Below are 23,068 nucleotides of genomic sequence, written 5' to 3' on the forward strand. Positions count from 1 at the left end.
GCCCGACCGACCCGACCGACCCGACCGACCCCCGCCCCCGACCGCGCCCGGACCACGGCAGCCCGGACGGCGCCCCGCGGTGGCCCTACGGGGTGCTGCGGGCCGGGAAGGCGAAGGTGTAGCCGCGCGCGGTGAGCCACGGCAGGTACTCCTTCAGCGCCGCGACGGTCTCGCTGCGGTCGCCGCCCCCGTCGTGGAAGAGGACGGTCGGCTGCTGCGGCAGTTTGTCCTCCACGGCGGCGACGATGGCCGGCAGGCCGGGACGGCTCCAGTCCTTGGGGTCCACGCTCCAGCCCAGGGGACGCATCCCGCTCGCGGCGGCGATCGCCCGGCTGTCGGGGGTGAAGGCACCGCCCGGCGCCCGGTAGTAGTTGACGGCGACGCCGGGCACGGCCTTCTCGATCATGGTCTTGCCGTCGAGTATCTGCTGCTGCTGGTAGGCCACGGGCTTGCGGTCCATCGTCACGTCGTGGTCGACGGAGTGGTCGCACAGCTGGTGCCCGTCCGCGGCGACCGCCCGCACCAGCTCCGGGTACTTCTGCGCTCGCGTCCCGATCATGCAGAAGGTGGCCTTGACGTGGTTCTCCCGCAGCACCTTGAGCACCTGCGGGGTCCAGCGGGGGTCCGGGCCGTCATCGATGGTGATGGCGACGGTCCGGCCCGGGCCCTGGGCCAGACGCGAGATCCCCAACGGGATCCGGGAGGCGCCGCGGGCCGATTCCGCGGGATGCCCGACCGGGCGTCGGCCGGCTTCCGCGGGATGCCCGACCGGGCGTCGGCCGGCTTCCGCGGGATGCCCGACCGGGCGTCGGCCGGCGGATCCGTCCGTGGCGGCGACGGCCGGCGCGACGGCCGCCGTCAGGAGACCGAGGACGGCCGCAGTCACGGCGGAACCCGCCCGCCGACGACGTGCGGAACTGGTGTTGGTGCCCATGGGCGCGCCTTTCCTTCGGGCTCGGCCCCCGGTCTCGCGGAGCTTTCGATCCAGGCTAGGTCATCCCTTTCGGCCGATTTCTCCTCCGATCGGCCGTGGGAACGGCCGGTTTCGACAGCCGGAGCCGCCCCCCGCACGGGCGGGGAGCCCGTTGGGTTCCGGCGCAGGGTCACGGCAGGGGGTCGCGGGTGAGATGCGTCACGGCCGGCGGCGCGAGCCCACCGCGGTGTGGATTCCCCAGCCCGCGGCGGCGCCGACCGCGTACCAGAACAGGTCGGGCGCGTTGAAGGTGGATCCGAGGACCAGGCGGGCGATCGTGCTGCGCGCCGCGAGCGCCGCCGGGACCGGACCCAGCTGGAGGAATTCGACGGTCCAGCTGATCGCCAGCGCGGTCGCGGCGGCCCGCAGGGGTGTCACCCGGGGCGCGATCAGGACGACGAGGGCGAGGAGCAGGACGGTGTACAGCGCGTCGCCGCCGTACTTGGCCACGCTGCCCGCCGTCGCGGCGCGCAGCCCCAGACCCGAGCCGACGGTCGCCGCCGCGGCGGTCGCTGCCGCCAGGCGGACGCGCGGAAGGTCGGCTCGCACGGCTGGGACACGGGTTCCGGGGTCGAGGTGCACGTCCCCATCCTGCCGGAGCCTCACCGGGGGGACCGGGGGGGCCGCGCATGACGGGAGCGGGTCCATCCGCTTCCCGGGATTCGACTCCGGTGACCGCTGTCCTCCGCGCGCCCGAGGGTAAGGCCGGTTGCCCGTGGGACGGTTCGGCCGCACCGAGGACGGCGGGCGGCTCCACCGGTGGGCGGACGGGGGTTCATGACGGTTCGTCGCACCGTCCGCGGTCTGTTTCGCGGGGGCGTGGTCGATACGATGCGGAGGTCGACAGGGCGACACGGCGGGGGTGCGCGGCATGAGCGGTTACGGCGGGGGCGGGTACGGGGGCCCGGTCGACGGTGCGGGTGGCGGCCCTCCGGGGGGATACGCCGGCCACGGTTCCCCGGCCCCGCCGCAGAGGTACCCGTACGCGCGGCCGCTCCCCCCGCAGGGGTATCCGTACGAGCGGCCGCTCCCCCCGCAGGGGTATCCGTACGGGCCGACCCACCCGCCCGTCGCCCCGCCGCCGGTCGAGCCGTCGCGCGGTCGGAAGATCGTGCGCGGCATCGTCAATCCCTTGTACGCCGCCCAGCGGACGTTCCGGCCCTCGCGGCCCGGGATCGTGGAGGATCCGGAGGTCCGCAAGCTCCAACTGTGGCGGACCGCTCTGGGGCTCCTCGCCTGGGTGGGCCTGATGGTCACCTACAGGGCCGTCGTCAGCGCCCACGACGTCGAGGCCGTCGCGGACGAACGCCTCAACCAGAGTTGGTCCGGCGTCCTGGCGCTGGTGTGTACCTTCCCCGTGGTCGTCGGCGGCTTCATCGCCGCCGCGCGGGTCGGGTTGCGGCGCGTCTACCTGCGACGGGCCGCGTGCCCGCTCGGTGCGGTGGTGGCCATCATGGCGTCCATGGGGACCTCCGCGCCGGCGATGGCGCCGGAGTTCGCCGGATTCCGGGACGCCGTCGGTCTGCCGGGAAAGATCGCCATCGGGGTGTTGTGCCTGTGGTCGATCTGCTTCGCCCTCTACGGCATCGGTCTGTCGCTCGTGCACGTCTTCCGTACCGCCGACATCCACGAGGTGGTGCCCCCGGTCCTCGCCGGTGTGCTGGTGTGGGAAATGGCGCTGATGGACGTGATCACGGGGGCCTACCCGCAGGTCCCCCCGGTCGCCCGGGCGGTCTTCATCCTGGGCGCCCCCGTCACGGTCACGGCGCTGTCCTGGTGGGAGTTGCGCCGACTGCGCCGCCATCACGGGCTGTCGATCCGTAACGCGTTGGGGCGTTGACGCGCTCGTCCGCCCGCCCGGGGCCGCGCGCGCAACGCCCCGCCGTCACCCGTCAGTAGGGCCGGGCCTGCTTCGCGAAGGCCGGCGACAGCTCGTTGCGCGAGGCGCTCGGGAAGGCGACGGTGGTCGGGTCCCCGTCGGAGACGTAACGATTCTTCCCCGCGGCCAGCTTGTCCAGCCAACGCGACGAACCGAACTCGGCGTCCTCGTCCTTGGGGCCCGCCGAGCGGATCCTGGGGATCGCGCCGGGTGTGAACGCCTTGGCGAACGGCGAGACCGAGGGGTTGGCCCCGACCAGGTACACCCCGTCGTAGTGGTACCCCGTGCCCCGCGCGGCGAGCTCTGCGGGCTGGGGCATGGCGCCGAAGGGCAGGGCGAGCGACGTGACCGGCGTCCCGGGCGCGGCCTTCTCGATCGCCTGCTGTCCTGCGGAGATCGCCCGTGTGGCGCCCGCCTGGTCCAGGGAGCGCAGGTTCTCGTGGCGATCGGTGTGATTGGCGACTTCGTACCCGTGCTCCTTCAACCAGGTCAGGGCCTTGGCGGAACCCGTGGCCGAGAAGGCGTCCGCGTTGACGAAGAAGGTGGCCACCGGCTTGAAGGCCGGGTGCTTCTTCGCCGTCTCCGTCAAGATGGCCACGGCGGTGTCCGGTGCCGGGGTGCCGTCCGGGTTCAGGCGCACCTGACTGTTGGTGGAGTCGTCGAACGTGAGGACCACCGGGTGCATGCCGGCCGGGATGTCGATGCGGCCCGTCTGGAAGTCCCGGGCCGTCACCGGTGCGTAGTTCTCCCGGGCGAGACGCTCCAGTTCGGCCCGGAAGTCGGCGGGTGTGCGGTCGTAGACGCTCGCCGGTTTTTCGGTGAGCTGGTGGTACATCAGTACCGGCACCTGGCCGAGTTCATTGGCGCCGACCTCCGCCGGGGCCTTCGCCGCGACGGGGCTGACGGCCGCGCGCGGGGCGGCGGCGTGGCGTTCCCCCGAGGCCGGTGAGGACCCCGTGGAACAGCCGGAGGCGAGCAGGACGGCGCCGGCCAGGGCGCCGAGCGGGACGATCGGGTGGCGCATGAGAAGCCCCTCCACGGCGAATGTGTGGAGCCATACCTACCTGCGACGGGGGGCCGCATACCGCACTGTCCCCTGCATGGCGTAGCCGCCACGCCGGACCCGAATGCCGCCTTTCGTGTGAAATGCGGGCAGAAAGCAGCGACCGGCGCGTCGCGCGGCAATGAATGGAGGCAGCATCCGGCCCACTCCGGCCCCCGGCACGAAGGACGTCATGATGTCCCGCAAAGGCATATCGAACTCAGTCCCCTCCCTCCGTCTGCGCCGCCCGGCCCGCAAGGGCGCCCTGATAGCCACGACCGGGGCTCTCGCACTGGCCGGAGCCGGCGTCGGAGCCTGGACCTTCCTCGCGCCGGGCCCGGCCATCCAGGGCCTGGGCGACGGCGTCGTCCTCGACGGGCGTAAAGCCGCACAGGTCAGCGCCTTCCTCGCCGCCGACGAGGCCGGCGGCAGGGACCGGCTGCACGCCACCCTGGACGGCGCGGCGCTTCCCGTCACGGCTGAGGGCGCCCGCCTCAAACTGGCCTTCCCCCACCTCAAGGAAGGCCGCCACACGCTGGTGGTGACGGGCGACAGCAGCCTCCCCTTCGCCTCGTACCGCAAGGTAGTCGGCTTCAGTGTGGACGCCACCGCCCCCGAGCTGAAGGTGGCCGACCCCGAGATCAAGAACGTCGCCGCCCCCGTGACCATCACAGGCAACGCCTCCACCGACGCCGACGTGAGCGTCAACGGCAAGAAGGTCCCCGTCGACAAGTCCGGGGCGTTCAAGGCCACGGTGCCCAAGGGCACACCCCTCGTCACGGTCATCGCGACCGACCACGCCGGGAACACCACCACCAAGAGCGTGTCCGCCCGCGGCCGTCGCCCCATGATCCGTGCCGCGCACATCACCGCCATCGGCTGGGGCGACGACACGCTGCGCGGCAACATCCTCGCGCTGGTCCGCAGTGGCAAGCTCAACGCGGTCGAGCTGGACGTCAAGGACGAAGACGGCGAGGTCGGGTACGCGTCCCAGGTGCCGCTGGCCCGCCAGATCGGCGCGGCCAAGGGCTACTACGACGCCCACAAGGCGATCGCCGAGATCCACGCCGCCGGCGCCCAGGTCATCGGCCGGATCGTGGCCTTCCGAGACCCCAAGCTCGCCTCCGCCTCCTGGAAGTCCGGCAAGAGCGACCAGCTCGTGCTGACCCCGGGTGGACAGCCCTACGAGGGCGGCCACTACGGCGCCCTGTCGTTCACCAACTTCGCCAACCCCGCCGTCCGCAAGTACAACCAGGACCTGGCCGTCGAAGCGGCGCGGCTCGGCTTCGACGACATCCTCTACGACTACGTGCGCCGCCCGGACGGTCCGCTGACGCACATGCGGTTCCCGGGCATCGGTACCGCCACGCCCGAGCAGTCCATCACCTCGTTCGTCGCGGACACCCGCACCGCCCTGCGTCCCCACGCCAAGTACCTCGGTGTCTCGGTCTTCGGCATCGCCGCCACCCGGCCCACCGAGATCGCCCAGGACATCGGGGCCCTGGTCAAGGTCACCGACTACATCGCACCGATGGTCTACCCGTCCCACTGGGGGCCGGGGGAGTACGGCGTCGCGCAGCCCGACACCGCCCCGTACGCGATCGTGCAGCGCTCGCTCGCCGACTTCGCCCGTCAGGCGAAGGGCACGCAGACCGAAATCGTCCCGTGGCTCCAGGACTTCTCGCTGGGCAGCACCTACGGGCCGACCGAGGTGGCCGAACAGATCAAGGCCGCGGCGGACAACAAGATGAATTCCTTCATCCTGTGGAACGCCGGTGCCCGCTACCAGGGCGCCGCACTCCAGCAGATCGCCGCGCACTGACCGGGCCGGCTGTGCACGTCTGAGCGGTCGTCGGCCAGGTGGGAGGCGGGGCATCCGGCCCCGCCTCCCACGGGCATTTCGCGCGGCGGGAGGCTATCCAGCGTGGTGATTCCTACCGGCGGGCGCAACTCCAAGCCCCCATGCCCTGCATGGCAGCGAGCCTCTCCGCCGTGACGATCTGCTGTCTTTTGGTGGCCAGGTCGGCCCGGGTGGCGAACCGATGGCCGCCCGCCGCCTTCCAGCTCGACCGGGTGAACTGCAGACCGCCGTAGTGCCCGTTGCCGGTGTTGGCGTGCCAGTTGCCACCCGACTCGCATCGGGCGATCGCGTCCCAGTCGACGCCGGGTTTGGAGTTGTAGGCGGCTGTGTGGGTGTTCGCATGGGCCGGTGAGGCCCAGAACAGGAGCACGGCGCAGAGCAGGGCCAAGGTGGTGCTTCCGGTTCGCCGGCTGCCTTGGGAACGAGACATCAGTCCTCCTTCACGGTCGGGTGGACCGGCCCCGAGAACCGGCCGGCCCCACTTCGGGCCGTCAGGCCTTGGCGGCAGCACAACACGCCCGCGCGTCGATTCCGGCTCGTCTGGGGCGGGCGAACGGGCGACGCCACCCGGACGGCGCCGCCGCCGGCCGTGGCGGAAGACCTCGGATTCGAGGTGCGGCGAACCGGCAAATCCGTGCGGCTGCCCTCAGCCCGCGGCGTCGGTCAGCAGCGCGAGCCCGGCGAGCAGTCCGACGTACGCGAGCACCGGAAGCAGCGCTCACAGGAGGAGCAACCAGCCGGTCAGGACGCCCGGCAGGGCGAGTCCCCGGTCCTGGCCGCCCAGGCGCTTGCCCCGACGTCGGCCGAGGTGCCGAAGCCCCGGCAGGTGGATCGACCTCGTCCCTACCGCTGCCGGCGCACGGAGAACTCGTTTCCGTCTGGGTCGAGCAGCAGCAGCCGGGCGCCGTCGCCCTGGTTGCCGTCGGTGCGGGTCGCACCCAGCGCGGTCAGGCGGTCGACCTCCGCTTCCCAGTCGACGTCTGCGGGGATCGTCAGCTCCAAGTACAGCCTGTTCACCCCCGACTTGGGCGCCACCGGAGGACCGCCCCAGGTGATCTTCGTGCCACCGCCCGGCGCTTGGATCGCCGTCTCCTGGTCCTGGTCCCAGACCAACGGCCACCGCAGCGCCTGGCTCCAGAAGTAGCCGACCTCCTGCGTACCGTCACAGGCCAGCGCTCCGATGAAGCCCGTGTCGGCAAGGAATTTGTTGCCCGCCGCGATCACGCAGAACTCGTTGCCCTCGGGATCGGCGAGCACCATGTGCCCCTCTTCCGGCAGTTGGCCCACGTCGATGTTTCTCCCACCGAGTTCCAAAGCCCTGGCCACGGTCTGCCGTTGGCTCTCGGGGGCGGTGCTCGTCAGGTCGAAGTGTGCCCGGTTCCGCCCGATCTTCGGCTCGTCGCTCGGCAGGAAGCGGATGCGGAACCCGGTGGAAACAGGCGGCAGGATGACGACGTCCTCGTCCGGGCCGTCGACCGACTCCCAACCGAGGAGCCCTGACCAGAACCGGGCCAGGTCCGACGGTCGGGCGGCGTTGAAGCAGATCGCGAACAGTTGACTGGCCATACCCCGGGCATCTCCGATCCGTCGACGACCCACACGGAGCTTCACCTCCCCCGCGGGCGCAGCCTAGGGGCGGCCGTGGGGAACCCGCATCCGGGTTTCCGGCGCGGCGCGGCCTGCTCCCGGGGGCGTGCCGTCCCAGCGCCACGTGCTCAGACGGGGCAGTCCGTCGAGCCCGGCGCGCCCGGTGGCCCACAGCGGCGCGAGCCACGGCTCCGTGCCGGCCCGGGCGTTCGGAAACGGCCGGGCGAGCACCCGTGCGCACAGATCGGCGGGCGGGTTCCAGGCAAGCCCGAACCCCCGGGTCAGGTCTTGCGTGCGCACCAGGGCCTCCACGCTCCCCGTCGCGGCGAAGCCTCCCGCGAGGCGCACGGGTCCGGATACGGCAGATCCCCCGACCGGGGGAAGAGGTCGGGGGATCTGCCGGCTGGGGCCTGGGCGTCCTAGTGACGGAAGGCGTCCTTGGTCTTCTCCTTGGCCTGGCGGGCATCGCCCTTGGCCTGGTCGGCGCGTCCCTCGGTGGTCATGCGCTCGTTGCCGGTCATGCGGCCGAGGGCCTCCTTTGCCTTACCGGTGGCCTGCTCGGCAAGGGCCTTGCTCTTCTGTTCGCCCGACATGCGGACCTCCTCGTGTAGTACCGGGTTGGTCGTGACCGTCCTTCTGCTCGCCCCTGCGCGATCCAAACGTCCGGAGTGGCCGACCGCTGCGGGGACGGGAACGACGGCGACCACCCACGGGCTCTCACAGGATTTCGATGTAGCCGTCGGTTCCGTGCAGGCGGATGCGCTGCCCGTCGCGGATCAGCCGCGTGGCGTGCTCCACTCCCACGACCGCGGGCAAGCCGTACTCCCGGGCGATCACCGCGCCATGGGTCATCAGACCGCCCACCTCCGTCACCAAGCCCGCGATGGCGACGAACAGCGGCGACCAACTGGGGTCCGTGTGGGCCGTGACCAGGATGTCACCCGCCTCCAGTTCGGCCTCCGCGATATCGAGGACGACGCGGGCGCGCCCCTCCACGGTCCCCGTGGAGACCGGCAGGCCGACCAACGCGCCGGCCGGAACGTCATCGCGCCGGTACGCCCCGGTGACGCACTCGCCGTCCGATGTCAGCACCCGCGGCGGCGTGAGCGCGCGGTAGGACCGGAAAGCCTCCTCACGCTGCCGGATGAGCCGGTCGTCCACCCGGTTCGAGCGCGCGACCTCGTGGAACTCCTGGAACGTGAGGTAGAAGACGTCCTCCTTCCCGGCCAGGACACCGGCCCGCACGAGGCGCTCGGCCTCCTCAGACAAGGCCTGTTTGTAGATGAAGTAGCGGCTGACGATGTCGTACTTCGGGTACTCCCGGTACCCGATGAAGGTCCGGACCCGGTCGATCATCCCCTTTGCCTCGTCGGCCTTCCGCTCCCCGTCCGGTAGGGCACGCAGCCGTGCCAGCACGTCCTGTTCCTTCTTCTGCGCCTTCTGGCGCCCCTGCTCGAAGCGCCGCCCGGCGGCCCCCGGCTCGAAGTTCCTGACGTTGTCGAGGATCACCGGTATGAGCGAGGTGGGGCGCTCACGCCAGCGCGGCCTGGTGATGTCGATCTCGCCGACGCAACGCATGCCGTACCGGTCGAGGTAGCCCTCGATGGCGTCGCGCGCCTCGGCCCCACCCGTGACCTTCGCCAGCCCGTCCGGGAAGCCCTCGTCTTCGGCGACCCGCAGGAAGTCGATGACCTGCGGAAACGGGCGGATCACATCCGCGACGTCGAGGAGTTCCAGTCCCATCTCCGAAGTGATGTTCCCGGGAGCGGACAACGTGAGCGTGTCGGCGGCGTTTTTCTCGCCCAGCCACTCGTACAGCTTGTCATTGAGCCACCACGTGGCCTCCATCCCCGCCATGATCACCTGGAGGTTCAGCGGATCACCGAGGACTCGTTTGTGCTCCTCGAAGGCCTCCAACAGGAAGTCGAACAGGGCCGGCCCGGTCTTCGTCCGGATGTCGTGCCTCAGGGCGGCGATGGACGCCTGGCTGCGCTCGATCAGTCCGGTGACGATGGCCGGATCTGTCTCGATCGGGGCCCGCACGCCGCGGGCCGGCGGTCCGCCGGGCCCCGTGTCGGGCAGTGACGGGATGAAATCGCCGCGGTCCAGGACCGTTTCCAGCGCGTCTTTGGTCAGCGGATCGGATCTGCCCACCATCTCCAGCATGCCCGCGCGACTCGCGGGGGAGGCCAAGTGGGGCGTGATGTCGACGAACAGTCTCCCCCCGGCGACGTGCATCGGCACCATGGCCGTCAGCCGCCACATGGAGAGGCCGAGCGGCTTCATGGCGTCGGTCATCATCTGCTGATGACCGACGGACACGTAGACGTGGTTCTCCTCGTCATCCCGCTCCGGGACGGGGTACAGCGTCGTGATCGGCCGGCTCTGCACGATTCGGAAGTCATCGCCGACCAGGCACCATTCGATGTCCTGCGGGCGGCCGAAGTGCGCCTCGATCCGCCGCCCGAGCCGCACGAGCCGCAGGACCTGCGCGTTCGTCAGCGCCGGTTGCCCCTGCCGCCGCGGGTCGATCGCCACTTCTTCCGTACCGCCGCCCGGCAGGGCCTCGACGGCGAGCCGCTTGGTGGCGATCGACTCGGCGACGACTTCGTCGTCCCGCACCTTGAAGACGTCGGGGTTCACCAAGCCGGAGACCAGGGCCTCACCGAGGCCGAAGCCGGCGTCCACCGTGGCGACCCTCCGGTCGCCCGTCATCGGGTCGGCCGTGAACAGGATGCCGGAGGCGCGCGGGAAGACCATCTGCTGCACGACCACCGCCATGTGCACCGCGCGGTGGTCGATGCCGTTGTGCGCGCGGTAGGTGACGGCCCGTTCGGTGAACAGCGAGGCCCAGCACCGGCTGACGTGGCGCAGGATCGCCGTCGGCCCGACGACGTTCAGGTACGTGTCCTGCTGGCCCGCGAAGGAGGCCGTCGGCAGGTCCTCCGCCGTCGCGCTGGAGCGGACGGCGTAGGCGGCGTGCTCGCCGCTGCGGACGAACGCGCCCGTGATCTGCGCCGCGAGGTCCCCCGGGACGGGGATTTCCTCGATGGTGCGGCGGATTTCCGCGCTGAGCACCCGGATCGCCTCCCGGTCGTCCGCCTCAAGGCGCGACAGCCGGTCGATCCGATCGTCGATCGACGGTGCTTGCGCCATGACCCGACGGAAGGCGTTCGTCGTCACGCAGAAACCCGCCGGCACGCTCAGGCCCCCGATACAGGCCAGCCGGCCCAGGTTCGCCCCCTTGCCGCCGACAGCCCCGACCTGGCTGTCGTCAACCTCATGAAGATCCAACACGTACTGCTCGGTCATTGCCATACCTCCGGAACAGCCGTGCTCTGCCGCACCGCACTGACTGGTCGATCGATTCACCGGCAGCTCCAGTTCCGTGGGAAGGGTCGACTGTTGACACACGTCGACCCCGTTTCCGCAGGTCGTGGGCTCGGTCGCCGATTCTGCGGCAAGACCCGGGCCTTGCCGCAAGCCCCCCCGTGCGCTATAAGTTAGGAGAGGCAAGGAGAGAGAACTCTCCTTGCCTTTGCTTTTGCCGCCTGCTCGAAGCGGGTGTGCGCGGCGGCCTTCCGCTCCCGCCACCGATCCCCTGGTTCCCCGGTTCGAGACCGGATGCGCCGCAGGGGGGTGATCATGCCGGCTCCGGGTATGCGCAGTCCGGAAGAGGAGTGCCGGGCTGGGGGAGCACTCCTGAACTGGAACCTGACCCCGCGAAACGGGAGGACACCATGATCGTCCTCGGCGTCATTCTTCTTATCGTCGGCTTCCTGACGAGCATCAGCATTCTGTGGACGATCGGCATCGTCCTCGTCGTCATCGGACTCGTCCTCTGGATCCTGGGCGCCGTCGGGCACGCCGTCGGCGGCCGCAAGCACTACTACTGATGTCCGCGCGCGAACGCGAACCTGCCGCCATCGGTGCCACGGCGTCCCCAGCACTCGCCGAGGGCATCAGAGGTATCCGCAGGACAGCCGGGACGGCCGCCGTGACGCAGCAGGAACCTGCTCACCTCCAATGATCGACGGCCGTCCCGGCGCGGCGTCCCGCTAGAGAGGCCTCCCGGGGGGCCTCTCGGGAAGCCGGTCGGGAACAGGTCCGACACGGGCCGTGAGCAGGGCGATGTCGTCATCGGCGGACGCCGGCACCAGCCGCGTGATCAACGAGTCGCACAGGTGGTCCAGCGACTGCCGCGGTTCCGTGAGCAGGCGGGTCAAAACGTCGAGACGTTGATCGAGGTCGCTGCCCCGCGCCTCCACCAGTCCGTCGGTGTAGAGGACCAGCACACTGCCGCGCGGGAGGGCGAGGCGGGTGGTCGTGAAGTCGACGCCGCCGACGCCCAGCGGCACGCCGGGCGGGGTGTCGACCAGGTAGGCGGTGCCATCGGGTTCGACCACGGCCGGGGGTGGATGGCCCGCGCGGGTGACGTCGCAATGGCCGGTCGCCGGGTCGCACAGGACGTAGAGGAAGGTGGCCAGCATCGGCTCGGCGAGATCGGCCAGTGTCGCTTCGAGCTGGTGGAGGATCTCGATGGGGGGCATGTCGAGGCGGCCGAGGGTTCGGACGCTGGCGGACAACCGCCCCATGACGGCTGCGGCGCCGATTCCGTGGCCCATGACGTCCCCGATGAGCAGGGCCGCTTTTCCGCCGGGCAGGGAGAGGACGTCGTACCAGTCCCCGCCGACCTCGTTCACGTCGCTGGCGGGCAAGTACCGGTGCGCCACCTCGATCCCCGCGGGAGGCGTGATGTGCTGCGGCAGCATGCTGCGCTGCAGGACGACCGCCGTCTCGTGTTCGTGCTGGTAGAGACGGGCGTTGTCGATCCCGACGGCGGCCCTGGTGGCCAGCTCGACGGCGAGCGCGGCGTCCTCCGATCCGAACGGGTTCCCAGGGCGGGTACGGCAGAGCGTGGCGACGCCGAGAACCAGGTCCCGCGCGGTCAGGGGGACCATGAGGAAGGAGTGCACGCCGGCGGCGAGCAGCCGGGCGGGCACGGTCGAGTAGCGGGCCGCCGGGGCGATGGACCGCTCGTCGAGGTGGGCGATCATGAACGGTCCGCGTGCCGCGAGGGCCTGCGTGTAGGGGGCGGTGGCCGGGAAGCTCAGGGTTCTGCCGAGGGGCGCGAGGATGCGGGTCACGGCGGAGCCGGTCAGCGGAGCCTTGCCGAGGCGCCGTAGTTCGACGCCCGCGGACAGCCCGGCGCCCGGCTCGTCACCTCGGGCGAGTGCTTCGAGTATGTCGACGGTGACGGCGTCGGCCAGGTACGGGACGGTGAGGTCCGCGAGCGCCTGGGCGGTGCGCTCCAGGTCGAGGCTCGCCCCGATGCGGGCGCTCGCCTCGTTCAGCAGGGCCAGTCGGCGCCGGCCCGCTTCGGCTTCGATGTGGTCCCGTCGCTGGACGGTGATGTCGACGAGCGTGGCGATCACCCCGATCGGTCGCCCGGCGGGGTCCTGCACGTGCGTGTAGGAACACGACCACATCCGGTCGTGTCCCGGATCCGCGGGCGTCCGGCCGATCCGGTACCGGTCCAGCGCCGGCTCGCCGGTTCGCAGGACCTCCCGCATGGCCGTCTCCATCTCCTCCGCGTTCACCTCGGGGAGCACCTCGGCCAGGCGCCGTCCCAGATGCGAGGACTCCGGCAGCCCGTTCATGGCTTCGAGCGCGGCGTTGACCTGGAGGAACCGCAGCTGCGTGTCGAAAACGGCAATACCGACGGGGGAGCGGGAGAACAGCCCGTCCCACACCGCCGACGAGCCTCGGATACGGCGCGCGGCGTGGGCGTCCGCGGCGAAGACCAGCACCGCGGACGCCCCCTGGCGGCGATCGGGGAGGGGAGAGGCCCAGATCTCCAGTTCGAGGGGGTGGCCGTCGCGGTGCCAGGCCGTGACCGTACCCATCACCCCGTGGCCGGTGGTGGCCGTCTCCCACAGCGCCCGGCCGAGCACGCGGTCCGCACCGGGATGCAGCAGGTCGGCGATGTGGCGACCCACCACCTCCGGCGGTGTGTAACCGAGCAGTTCCTGTGCGGAGTGGCTCCACCGCACGACCGCGCCGTCCGAGCCGGTCGCCATCTGCGCCACCGCCAGCGCGCCCACCCAGCCCCCGGCGTCTTGGGCGGCGCCGCTGACCAGTTCCTCGATCGGCGTCTGATCAGACATCCGACGCCTCCCGCGGGTGCCGAGCCGCCGCACGCCGACGCGGCCGTGGTCTGCGAAGACCCCGGCTTCCCGGACCCGTGACCGCGGTCCGCAAGCACACCTCGTCCACACGCCCATCGTCTCCCGGGTCGCTCCGCGGCGCGCCTTGAGGGGCCGGGGCGCCGTGGCGTTCGGGCAGGTGCCGACGACGGCGGCCGGGCCGAAAGTGCGGCGCCGCGCCTGCCGGCTCGTGTCCGACGCGTGAGAGGGGGCGCGAAATAGTGGCGATTATGGCCGCCATGGCCGGAAGTCCTTGGCCAATTTGGTGACAAGGGCACTGATGTTTCATGATTGTGACTGCACGTCAGTTCTAGGCGTGCGTCGGGGAAGCGGGGCGCCGGGGGCCCCCGTTCACACCGGTTGATCACGCAGGTGAGCCATCGCTCCCTCGTCGCGACCCTGCGGTGCCTCCCTCACTCCCATTCCCGTCACAAGGCAAAGGCCCATGTCCGCGCAGCAACTTTCGGACCTCATACGTTTCGCCCGCCACAACTCGTCGTTCTACCGGGAGCTTTACGCTCCCCTGCCGACGCGCGTCGACCGCCTCACCGACCTGCCGGTGGTCGACCAGCAGGAGTTCTGGGCAGCCAACACGCTTTCCGACAGCCGAGTGCTGACCGGACCGCTCAGCGAAGCCACGCTCTATAAGACCGGCGGTACCACCGGATCGCCGAAGTTCTCGGTCTACACCCGCGACGAGTGGCGCACGTTCGTCACCTCCTTCGGCCAAGGACTCGTGGACGCGGGCCTGCGCCCGGGGCACCGCGTCGCCGACCTCTTCTACGCGGGGGAGCTGTACGCCAGCTTCCTTTTCGTCCTCGACTCGCTCGCCCACGCGCCCGTGGACAACGTCCGCCTGCCCATCGGCGGCGGCGCACCCCTGGAGTCGACCCTCCCCACCCTGCGCGACCTCGCCGCCCAGGTGTTGGCGGGTACACCCACCACCCTGTGCCGGATCGCCGAACAGGCCATCTCGTCGGGTGTCCGGCCCGAGGCGGTGGAGTTGCTGCTCTTCGGTGGCGAGGCCCTCTTCGACGACCAGCGGCGCCTGTTGGCCACCGCGTTCCCGCGCGCCGAGGTCCGTTCCGTCGGATACGCCAGCGTCGACGCCGGTCTCCTCGGTCGCCCCGTGCCCGGCTCCGACACCCGGGTGCACCGGCCCTTCACTCCGTACTCGGTCGTCGAGATCCTCGACGACTCCACCGATGAGCCCATCACCGAACCGGGGCGGCCCGGCCGGGTCGTCGTCACCAGCCTGTTCCGCCGACTCATGCCGATCATCCGTTATCCCGCGGGGGATCGGGCCGAGTGGACCGGCACCGGGCCCGGACACTTCCGCATTCTCGGTCGCGCCGAGGAAGGCGTACGGGTGGGTCCCGTGTCCCTCTACACCCAGGACGTCCAGGACGCCGTGACCAAAGCCGACACGGCGGGGCAGGTGGTCGGCACGCAGCTCGTCGTCCGCCGCTGGGACGGCCGTGACGGCCTCGTCCTGCGACTGGCGACGGCCCCCGGTGACGAGGCAGCCGGCGAGACCGCCCCCGGTGGCGCCTCCGACGTCGCCGCTCGCCGGAAGGCGTTGGCCGAGGCCGTCGTCGCCGAGCTGGAGACCGTACGGCCGCTGTACCCGGACAGCGTGCGCGCCGGGTTCGTGCACCCGATGTCGGTCGAGTGGGCGTGCCACCGCGACCTGGTCGTCAATCCGCGCTCGGGCAAGCTGGTCCGCGTCCTCGACGAGAGGCCGACCGCATGACCGCCACGTCCGTGACCGCGAGCGAGACGCAGGACGCCGGCGTGGCCGGCGCAGAGGGGCGACGCGCCCCGTTGATCCTGCGCAATCGCACCTTCGGTGCCGTGTGGCTCGGCCAGGTCCTCACCCAAGCCGCCGTGCGCATGTTCCAGGTCGGCGTGTCGTGGTGGCTCGTCGCCTACGCCGTGCGGGACGCCCGCGGTCTGGCCTCGGGGCTGTTCATGGCGGCCTGCACGCTGCCCGCCGTCGTGTTGGCTCCAGTCGTGGCCGCGACCGTCGGCCGCTTCGCGCACCGTTCGGTCCTGCGGACCGGCGCCGCCGTTGCCGGCGCCGTGGCGGGCGCCCTGGCCGTGTGCGCGCAGGGCGAGCATCTGCCGCTCGTCGCCGTGTACGCCGCGGCGCTCGCCCTGGCCACCTGCCAGGCGTTCTTCGACCCCTGTCTGACCACGTCCGTGCCCGAACTCGTCGACGACGTCGACATCGAGACCGCGACCGGCTTCGAGCTGTCCACCCAGTCCCTGGCCGGCCTCGGCGGAGCCCTGCTCGGCGCCCTGATCGTCGACCGTGCCGGGGTGGCCGGGTTGGCCGCCGGCTGTGCGGTCGCCTACCTCGGCGCCGCCGTCCTCATCGCGGGCGTCCGTTTTCGCGCCGCAGCTGCCGCCGGGACCCCTTCGACCACGGAGCCGGCCGGGACCACCGAGGAGGCCGCGCCCCAGCGGCGCCCGCTCCGCCGCATCCTCGGCGAACTGCCCTACGTCCGGGCGATCCTGCTCTGCTTCACCGCGGCCAACCTCTTCACCACCGCCGTGTTCGTCGTCATCCCCCTCTACACCCGCTCGGTCCTGGCGGGCGGTGGGGGCACCGTGGCACTGCTGGAGGCCTCCCTCGGCACCGGCGCGCTGGTCGGCGCCTTCACCGGTGCCCGGGTGCCGGGGCGTCCCACGGTCGCCGGCGCCTACTGCCTGGGGCTGATGGCGCTCGCCCTGGCGCTGCCCGGGCTGGTCGCCGACCGCCCGGTCATCGCGGGCTGCCTCGGGGTGGCCGGTTGGTGTGCCGGGGCCGTCAGTGTCCGCTTCGTGGCCCTGTTCCAACGGCTGGTGCCGACGGCGGACAAGCCCGGCTTCTTCGCCGTGATGCAGGCCGTGTTGGGCGCCTCCCTGCCGGTCGCGTCCCTGGTGTTCGGCTTGGCGGGTGATTTCCTCTCGCCCCGGACGCTGTGCCTGGCGCAGGGGGTGGGCCTGCTCCCCGCCGCCTGCGCGCTGGCCCTGCTCGGCGGACCCCGTACATCGGCGGGCAAGCGGTGAAGCCCCTCATCACCACGGCCGCCTGCGCGGACATCGCGGAACTGCGCCAGCTCTACTACGCCGTCTACGGGCCGCACTACCCCGTCGCCCTCGGCACCGACCCGGCCGAGATGGCCCGGCTCATCGAGGACCCGCACTCCCTGTGGCTCGTCGGCCGTTGCCCCGACACCGGGGCGCTGACGGCGTCCGCCGCCATCCACGGTGAGGCGGGCAGTCGCATCGGCCGGCTGGAAGGCATCGCGGTACACCCCGCGCACCGCTCGGCGGGCCTGGCCGCCGCCCTCACGGAGGCACTGTGCGCCGGGATGCTGGACACGGGCCGATTGGACTCGGTGTACGCGACCGTACGCACCGTCAGCACCGGACCGCAGCGGGTCGTCGCGCGCAACGGCTTCCGCCCCCTCGGTATCCTGCCCAACGCCGTCGATCTCCGCAGCCGTGAAAGCCTCGCACTCTACGCGCGTCACTCCGCCGGTGTGCTCGATCGTCGCATCCCCGTCACCCAAGTCCCCTCCCCGATGCTGCCGTTGCTGCGCACCGCCGAGGCCGCGCTCGGCATCGGCTACCCCGGGGTACGGGCCGCCGGCCCGCTCCCGGCGACATCCGCGCCACCCGAGGCCGTCGAGCGGCTGGAGATGATCGAGGCACCGGCCTTCGTCCGCCGCCGTTTCCGCGAGCGGTTCCCCGACACCCAGGGCTGGTTCTACCCGCTGCACACCCCGAACGTGCTGCTCACCCCCGAAGACGGCCGGTTCGAGGTCTACGCCTACCTCAACCGCGCCGGTGGCTACTGCTCGCTGCTGACCGCCCACCCCGACCCGGCCGCCGCGGCCGCGTACCTGGAACCGGTCACCCGGGCCCTGGCCCGCGCCGGCGCCGGGTACGTCGAGGCCCTGGTACCGCTCGCCCACCACGAGGCCCTCTCGACGTTCCTGGCCCAGGGCTTCGTCGCCGGCGCCCTCTACCCGGCGATGCGCGCGGACGGCGACGGCTTCCACGACTACGCCGTCCTGTCCCGTTCCAGCGAGCGGATCGACTTCCGCGGCGTCGTCGTCGAACCGCCCCTGCGGCCCTACCTGGACTGCTACGCGTCGGCCTGGGCGTCGACCCACCTGCCCACATCACCCGAGGTTGCCTCATGAACCCACATCTCGCACCTGTTTCGGTACCCGACCCGGCCCTCCTGCCGCACGTACAACAACTGTGCGACCTGACCGACCCGTACGCCTGTGGACCCGCGGAAGACGAACTGTTCGCCGCCGCCATGGCGGAGATCAACGCCTGGCACGCCCAGCGCTCCCCCTTCTTCCGTTCCCTGTACGAGGCCACCCCGCCGACGGAGCCGTACCGTGCCCCGCTCGTCCACGCGAACTTCTTCAAGCGGCACGAGGTGCTGTCCGTCGCGCCCGAGGAGGTTGAGCTGCACCTGACCTCCTCCGGTACCACCGGCCAGAAGTCGCAGATGTTCTTCGACAACTGGACGATCCGCTCCGCTCAACGCATGGTCGCCAGGATCTTCGAGCGCAACGGCTGGATCACCCCCGACCAAGAAGTCAACTACCTGCTGTACAGCTACGAACCGTCCCCCTCGCTCAACCTCGGGACCGCCTTCACCGACAACTACCTGTGCGACTTCGCCCCGGCGCGCAGTGTCGAGTACGCGCTGCGCCACACGGGCGGCGACCACGAGTTCGACCCCTTCGGATGCATCGCCGCGCTGCGCCGCTTCGAAGGGGAGGACGCCCCGGTCCGCATCCTCGGCTTCCCGGCCTTCCTCTTCTTCACCCTGGAACGCATGCGGGCCATGGGGCTGCCTCCGCTGCGCCTGCCCGCGGGTTCCCTCGTCGTCCTCGGCGGCGGCTGGAAGGGGCACGCCGACCGGCGCATCGGCAAGGAGGAGCTGTACGCCCGCGTCACCGAGCAACTCGGCATCCCGGGGGAACGGATCCGGGACACGTTCGGGTCGGTCGAGCACTGCGTCCCGTACGTCGAGTGCGACCACCACCGGCTGCACGCGCCCGTCTGGTCCCGGGTGACGATCCGCTCGACCCGCACGCTCGAACCCCTGCCGTACGGGGAGCCGGGCTACCTGCACCTGGTGTCCCCGTACATCACCTCGGTACCGGCGCAGAGCGTGGTCATGGGCGACCTCGCTTCCCTTTGGCCGGGCGAGGCGTGCGGGTGCGACGTGGGGACCCCGTGGTTCACCGTCCACGGCCGTGCCGGAGTGAGCCGCAACCGCAGCTGTGCGGTGGCCGCGGCCGAACTGATGAAGGGAATGGCGTGACCGAGATCGTTACCGAGACAGAGGCCGAAGCGGTGTCCGAATCCGAATCCGAAACCGAGACCGAGACCGCGACGATGACCGTGTCGGGGACGGAAGGCGGCCCCGGCGCCGTGGCCCCGGCCCACCGGCCCGGCGACCGGCCGGCGCACCACTACTGGCAGGGCGCCTTCATCGGGGACGAGGAGGCGGGGCGCCGGCTCGCCGATCTGCCGGCCGTCGTCGAGACCGCGCTGGCCACGGTGCTGGAGACCGAGACCGTGCTGGCCGCCTGCGACGCCCTCGCCACGGCCTTGCGCGATCCCGTGCACCCCGTACGCGTCCGGCTCGCCGCGCACCTGCCCGAGGGGGAGGACCCGGCCGTCCTGGGCGAGCTCGGCCACCTCCTCGGCCGGCGGGAGCTCACCCGCAAACTGCGCCGCGAGCTCGGCAGCCCGACTCCCGGCCGGCTGAACCGGCCCGATCCGCGCGAGACGGTCTACGAGGCGTGGGCGCCCGTGGGCCTGGTCGCCCACATCGCCCCGGGCAACGCCGCGACGGTCGCGCCGCTCAGCATCGTCGAGGGGCTGCTCGCCGGAAACGTCAACATCCTCAAGACCAGCAGCGGCGACACCCTCCTGTGCCGGGACCTGATGGCCGAACTCGCGGCCCAGGACCCCACGGGTGCGCTGGCCGCGAGGGTCATCGTGCTGCGCTTCCCGTCCTCCCGGCAGGAGTGGCTGCGGTTGATGTGCGCACCCGCGGACGCCGTCGCCGTATGGGGCGGGGAAGGCGCCGTCGAGGGTGTCAGGGCCCACGTGCCGGCCGGCTGCCGGCTGGTGGAGTGGGGCCACCGGATCTCCTTCGCCTACCTGACCGGCGACGCCTGGTCGGATGCGGGCACGCTCGATGCACTCGCGCACGATGTGTGCCTCCACGAGCAGCAGGCGTGTTCCAGCCCTCAGGTGGTGTACCTCGACACCGAGGACGAGGGCGAGGTCTTCGCCTTCGCCGAGCGTTTCGCCGCCGTCCTCGCGGCCCGGCCGCCGGCCGTCCTCCCCGCTTCCACGGAGGGGCCGAATCCCGCCGAGGAGGCCGAGCTGACCACCACCGAACTGGTGGCCCGACTGGAGGAACACCTCGGTCTGACCCGCGTGTTCGCCGCGCCCGACGGTTCGTGGCGGGTCATGGCGGACACCCGGTCCCCGCTCACCGCCTCGCCGCTGAGTCGCAGCGTGTGGGTCAAACCCCTCGCCCGGAGGTCGTTGATCGCCACCCTGCGCCCGATGCGCCGCTACCTGCAGACGGCGGGCCTGGCCGGCAGCGCGACCGACACGGCCGAACTCTCCCGCACCCTCCTGGCCGCCGGCGCGACCCGTGTCACGCCGGTCGGCGCCATGCTGGACAGCTACGCGGGCGAGCCGCACGACGGCGTCTACGCGCTCCAGCGCTACAGCCGTCGCGTCGCCGTCCAGGCCGACCCGGCCCGTTTCGCCACAACCGCCTGCCTGGACGACCTGGCCGGGCCCGTGGTGCTGCCACTGCCCTCGGGCCCGCTGCTGGGCAAGGAGGACGTGCAGGAACGGAACCGGCACGTCACCCGCGACGACGCCGAGCTGTACTTCCGCAGCGGCGGCAGCACCGGCGCCCCGGCGCTGTCGATCTTCAGCTACGACGACTACGACACCCAGATGCACGCCGCCGCCCGCGGCCTGCTCGCGGCGGGCTACGACCCGGTCGGGGACCGCACGGCCAACCTCTTCTACTGCGGCTCGATGTACGGCAGCTTCATCAGCTTCTTCTCCGTGCTGGAGCGGCTCGGCGGCGTACAGCTGCCGATGTCCGCGGGGCCCGACCACCGGGCGACGGCCCGGGCCCTCATCGACCTCGGGGCCGACACCCTCTTCGGAATGCCCTCATACCTCTGGCAACTGCTCCACGCCGAGGCCGACGCGCTGCGCGCGTACGGGGGCCTGCGCAAGATCTTCTACGGTGGCGAGCACTTCACGCGGGAGCAACAACGCACTCTGAAGGCCACGTTCGGCATAGAGGTCATACGCTCGATCACCTACGGCAGCACCGACCTCGGGCCGCTGGGCTACCAGTGCACCGAGAGCTCCGGCGGCGTCCACCACCTGCACGCCGACCTCCACACGATGGAGATCCTGGATCTGACCGAGGACCGGCCGGTGGCCCCGGGCGAGACGGGTCGGCTGGTCTTCACCACGCACGCGCGGCGCGGCCAGCACCTGGGCCGGTACGTGATCGGGGACCTCGGCCGTCAGGTCGCCGGCCGGTGCGCCTGCGGCCGGCACGCGCCGCGCTTCGAGCTGCGGGGGCGCACCGGTGACGTGATGCGGGTGGCGACGTACTTCCTCAATCACGGCCGCTTCCTGGACCTGGCCGAGGACGGGGGCCACCGCGGCGAGCTGCAGATCCGGCTCGACGCCGCGGAGACGCGCGAGCGGCTGACCGTACGGGTGGAGCGCGGCGGGGCGACGGACCCGCAGATGCTGCGCGAGACGTTCCTGGCCGGCTACCCGGAGCTCCGCTCGGCGGTGACGGAGCGGCTGCTGGACCTGGTGGTCGAGGCGGTCGACGGTGCCTCGCTGGACCGCAGCCCGACCAGCGGCAAGCTCCTCGCGGTGGTGGACGGGCGCCGCTAGGCCGCCGCCCCGTCCGGCCCCTTTTAGGTGGTGCCGGGGGGCCTGTCAAGTCCCGACTTTCCGGAACGTGACCGGGGTGTGCCGGTCGACGCTTACTTGTGGTGCGGGCCTCACCGAGAAGGAAACGAGGCAAGACGGAAGAAACGAAATACCTCGCAGAGGTTTTCCTTCTCCCACGAAGTCACCGCATTCGCCCCGGAATCCCGGGGCGGTGAATCCCCTCAGGACAAGTAGGAGAAAGTCATGAACCGCAAGATTCGCACCAACAACGTCGCCCGTCCCAACCGCCGAGGTTTCCGCCTGGCGACCCTGGTCGCCTCGGCTGCCGTCATCACAGGAGGGATCGCCCTTCCGGCATCCGCCGCGGTCGCCGCTCCGGTGCCCGCCCACGTGGTGACCGCCTTCCACACGGGTGGCGGCGCCGGCGGGGACGGTGGTGACGGCGGGGGCGGCCTCATCGGAGGCGGTGGCGGCTCCGGCGGCTCCGGGGGCGGCAGCGTCCTGGGAACCGGTGGCAACGGCGGCAACGGCGGCAAGGGCGGGACCGGTGTCCTCTCCGGTGGCGGCGGTGGCGGTGGCGGTGGCGGCGGTGACGGCGTCATCGGCGGCAACGGCGGCAAGGGCGGGGACGGCGGCGGCGGCCTGTTCGGCGGCAACGCCGGTGGCGGCGGTGGCGGCGGTGACGGCGTCCTGGTCGGCGGCAACGGCGGCAAGGGCGGCAAGGGCGGCGACGGCGTCTTCCAGGGCGGCAACGGCGGCAAGGGCGGCAAGGGTGGCCACGGCGGCATCTTCGGTGGCCTCGGCGGCGGCGGTGGTGCCGGAGGACGCAGCATCTTCTGAGCCGGCCCGTTCCCGGTGGGGTGGAGGCCGCTGAGGCCTCCACCCCCCGACCCCCCCCATCTCATCCCTTCTCGTCCCCTGATCGGTCCCGATCGCCAGTCCGGCGACACCCGGGACGCAGCGCCCGCAAGCGAGTACCCGTGCGGACGGAAACGGAGAACCCCATGTTCAGAAGTACCTGGCAGCGTCCGCTCATACTGGCGGCGGCCTCCCTGGCTCTCTTCACCGGCACGGCTTGCGCCGCGCAAGCGTCCGAGCCCCACATGCAGGCCGGCATCAGCTCCAAGGCCGTCGCCGACCACCCGAAGCCCTGCGCCGCGTTCGGCAGGGGCGGGGAAGGCGGGGACGGTGGTGAGGGCGGAAAGGGCGGTCAGCCCGGCAAGCCCGGTGAGCCCGGCAAGCCCGGTCGTCCCGGTTGCCTTCGGTTCGACGACCTGCCCGACAAGCCGAAGTCGAAGCTGACGGTCGTGGACAGGGTCTACATCGTCATGGTGCTCGTCGCCGACGACTCGGACGCGACGAGGGACAAGATCGCCAAGAAGTACGACCTTTCCCACGACCAGCTCGACACCTGGAAGCAGGACTACCTCCACGGCGACTGGTTCGCCCTGATGGGAGGAGATTTCCCCTCCTGAACCCGTATGGGCGACGGCGGTGAACCAGGGGAGGAAAGTCTCGGGGAGGAAACGAGGCCGGC

At 71.5% G+C, this 23,068-nt stretch carries 18 protein-coding genes and 1 pseudogene; 10 read left to right on the forward strand and 9 right to left on the reverse strand.

Going from position 1 to position 23,068, the window contains the following annotated elements; genetic code table 11:
• Positions 1-85: 85 nt before the first annotated feature.
• The gene (locus E6R62_RS04880; protein ID WP_136211736.1) at positions 86-934 is read right to left on the reverse strand and encodes a polysaccharide deacetylase family protein; all 849 of its coding nucleotides are present in this window, start codon (positions 932-934) and stop codon (positions 86-88) included.
• Between the two features lie 198 nt (positions 935-1,132).
• On the reverse strand, positions 1,133-1,555 hold the full coding sequence (locus E6R62_RS04885) for a DUF2809 domain-containing protein (protein ID WP_240801477.1): 423 nt from the start codon (positions 1,553-1,555) through the stop codon (positions 1,133-1,135).
• Positions 1,556-1,844: 289 nt separating this feature from the next.
• On the opposite strand from E6R62_RS04885, the gene E6R62_RS04890 reads away from it, so the two are divergent.
• Positions 1,845-2,813: a hypothetical protein gene (locus tag E6R62_RS04890; protein ID WP_136211740.1), complete on the forward strand. Its 969-nt coding sequence runs from the start codon at positions 1,845-1,847 to the stop codon at positions 2,811-2,813.
• A gap of 52 nt (positions 2,814-2,865) precedes the next feature.
• Here the strand turns inward: E6R62_RS04890 and E6R62_RS04895 are convergent, their stop codons facing one another.
• Positions 2,866-3,876, reverse strand: a complete 1,011-nt coding sequence (locus E6R62_RS04895; protein WP_136211742.1) for a polysaccharide deacetylase family protein — start codon at positions 3,874-3,876, stop codon at positions 2,866-2,868.
• A gap of 211 nt (positions 3,877-4,087) precedes the next feature.
• On the opposite strand from E6R62_RS04895, the gene E6R62_RS04900 reads away from it, so the two are divergent.
• Positions 4,088-5,716, forward strand: coding sequence for a putative glycoside hydrolase (locus E6R62_RS04900; RefSeq protein ID WP_240801478.1), 1,629 nt, complete (start codon positions 4,088-4,090; stop codon positions 5,714-5,716).
• A 112-nt stretch (positions 5,717-5,828) separates the two neighbouring features.
• Here E6R62_RS04900 and E6R62_RS04905 read toward each other — a convergent pair whose 3' ends face one another.
• The 5 genes and pseudogenes from E6R62_RS04905 to rph form a co-directional block, all read right to left on the reverse strand.
• Entirely contained in the window at positions 5,829-6,185 is a 357-nt protein-coding gene (locus E6R62_RS04905; protein ID WP_136211744.1) for a transglycosylase family protein, read from the reverse strand.
• Positions 6,186-6,598: 413 nt separating this feature from the next.
• Positions 6,599-7,321, reverse strand: a complete 723-nt coding sequence (locus E6R62_RS04910) for a VOC family protein (protein WP_136211745.1) — start codon at positions 7,319-7,321, stop codon at positions 6,599-6,601.
• A gap of 63 nt (positions 7,322-7,384) precedes the next feature.
• A pseudogene (locus tag E6R62_RS04915) lies at positions 7,385-7,675 on the reverse strand (hypothetical protein); the annotation flags it as partial.
• A gap of 86 nt (positions 7,676-7,761) precedes the next feature.
• The gene (locus E6R62_RS04920; protein WP_136211747.1) at positions 7,762-7,935 is read right to left on the reverse strand and encodes a CsbD family protein; all 174 of its coding nucleotides are present in this window, start codon (positions 7,933-7,935) and stop codon (positions 7,762-7,764) included.
• 124 nt (positions 7,936-8,059) lie between these two features.
• Complete coding sequence (gene rph / locus E6R62_RS04925) at positions 8,060-10,654, reverse strand: rifamycin-inactivating phosphotransferase (protein WP_136212176.1); 2,595 nt, start codon at positions 10,652-10,654, stop codon at positions 8,060-8,062.
• A gap of 428 nt (positions 10,655-11,082) precedes the next feature.
• Between rph and E6R62_RS39365 the strand changes: the two genes are divergently transcribed.
• A complete protein-coding gene (locus tag E6R62_RS39365) occupies positions 11,083-11,238 on the forward strand; it encodes a DUF6131 family protein (RefSeq protein WP_168713964.1) in 156 nt (51 codons plus the stop codon).
• A 162-nt stretch (positions 11,239-11,400) separates the two neighbouring features.
• Here the strand turns inward: E6R62_RS39365 and E6R62_RS04930 are convergent, their stop codons facing one another.
• Positions 11,401-13,509, reverse strand: coding sequence for a SpoIIE family protein phosphatase (locus E6R62_RS04930; RefSeq protein ID WP_136211749.1), 2,109 nt, complete (start codon positions 13,507-13,509; stop codon positions 11,401-11,403).
• Between the two features lie 484 nt (positions 13,510-13,993).
• On the opposite strand from E6R62_RS04930, the gene E6R62_RS04935 reads away from it, so the two are divergent.
• The 7 genes from E6R62_RS04935 (at position 13,994) to E6R62_RS04965 (ending at position 23,006) form a co-directional block, all read left to right on the forward strand.
• A complete protein-coding gene (locus tag E6R62_RS04935) occupies positions 13,994-15,301 on the forward strand; it encodes a phenylacetate--CoA ligase family protein (protein ID WP_136211751.1) in 1,308 nt (435 codons plus the stop codon).
• A complete protein-coding gene (locus E6R62_RS04940) occupies positions 15,298-16,602 on the forward strand; it encodes an MFS transporter (RefSeq protein WP_136211753.1) in 1,305 nt (434 codons plus the stop codon). Before E6R62_RS04935 ends, E6R62_RS04940 begins: the two co-directional genes overlap by 4 nt.
• Entirely contained in the window at positions 16,599-17,744 is a 1,146-nt protein-coding gene (locus E6R62_RS04945; protein ID WP_240801479.1) for a GNAT family N-acetyltransferase, read from the forward strand. The genes E6R62_RS04940 and E6R62_RS04945 overlap by 4 nt, the downstream gene beginning before the upstream one ends.
• A complete protein-coding gene (locus E6R62_RS04950; RefSeq protein ID WP_136211755.1) occupies positions 17,741-18,889 on the forward strand; it encodes an acyl-protein synthase in 1,149 nt (382 codons plus the stop codon). The genes E6R62_RS04945 and E6R62_RS04950 overlap by 4 nt, the downstream gene beginning before the upstream one ends.
• Positions 18,886-21,531: an acyl-CoA reductase gene (locus E6R62_RS04955; protein WP_240801480.1), complete on the forward strand. Its 2,646-nt coding sequence runs from the start codon at positions 18,886-18,888 to the stop codon at positions 21,529-21,531. The genes E6R62_RS04950 and E6R62_RS04955 overlap by 4 nt, the downstream gene beginning before the upstream one ends.
• Before the next feature lie 243 nt (positions 21,532-21,774).
• Entirely contained in the window at positions 21,775-22,371 is a 597-nt protein-coding gene (locus tag E6R62_RS39370; protein ID WP_168713965.1) for a hypothetical protein, read from the forward strand.
• A 164-nt stretch (positions 22,372-22,535) separates the two neighbouring features.
• A complete protein-coding gene (locus E6R62_RS04965; protein ID WP_136211757.1) occupies positions 22,536-23,006 on the forward strand; it encodes a hypothetical protein in 471 nt (156 codons plus the stop codon).
• Positions 23,007-23,068 lie beyond the last annotated feature (62 nt).

The organism is Streptomyces sp. A1136, assembly GCF_004795055.1.
In the GTDB taxonomy this organism is placed as follows: domain Bacteria; phylum Actinomycetota; class Actinomycetes; order Streptomycetales; family Streptomycetaceae; genus Streptomyces.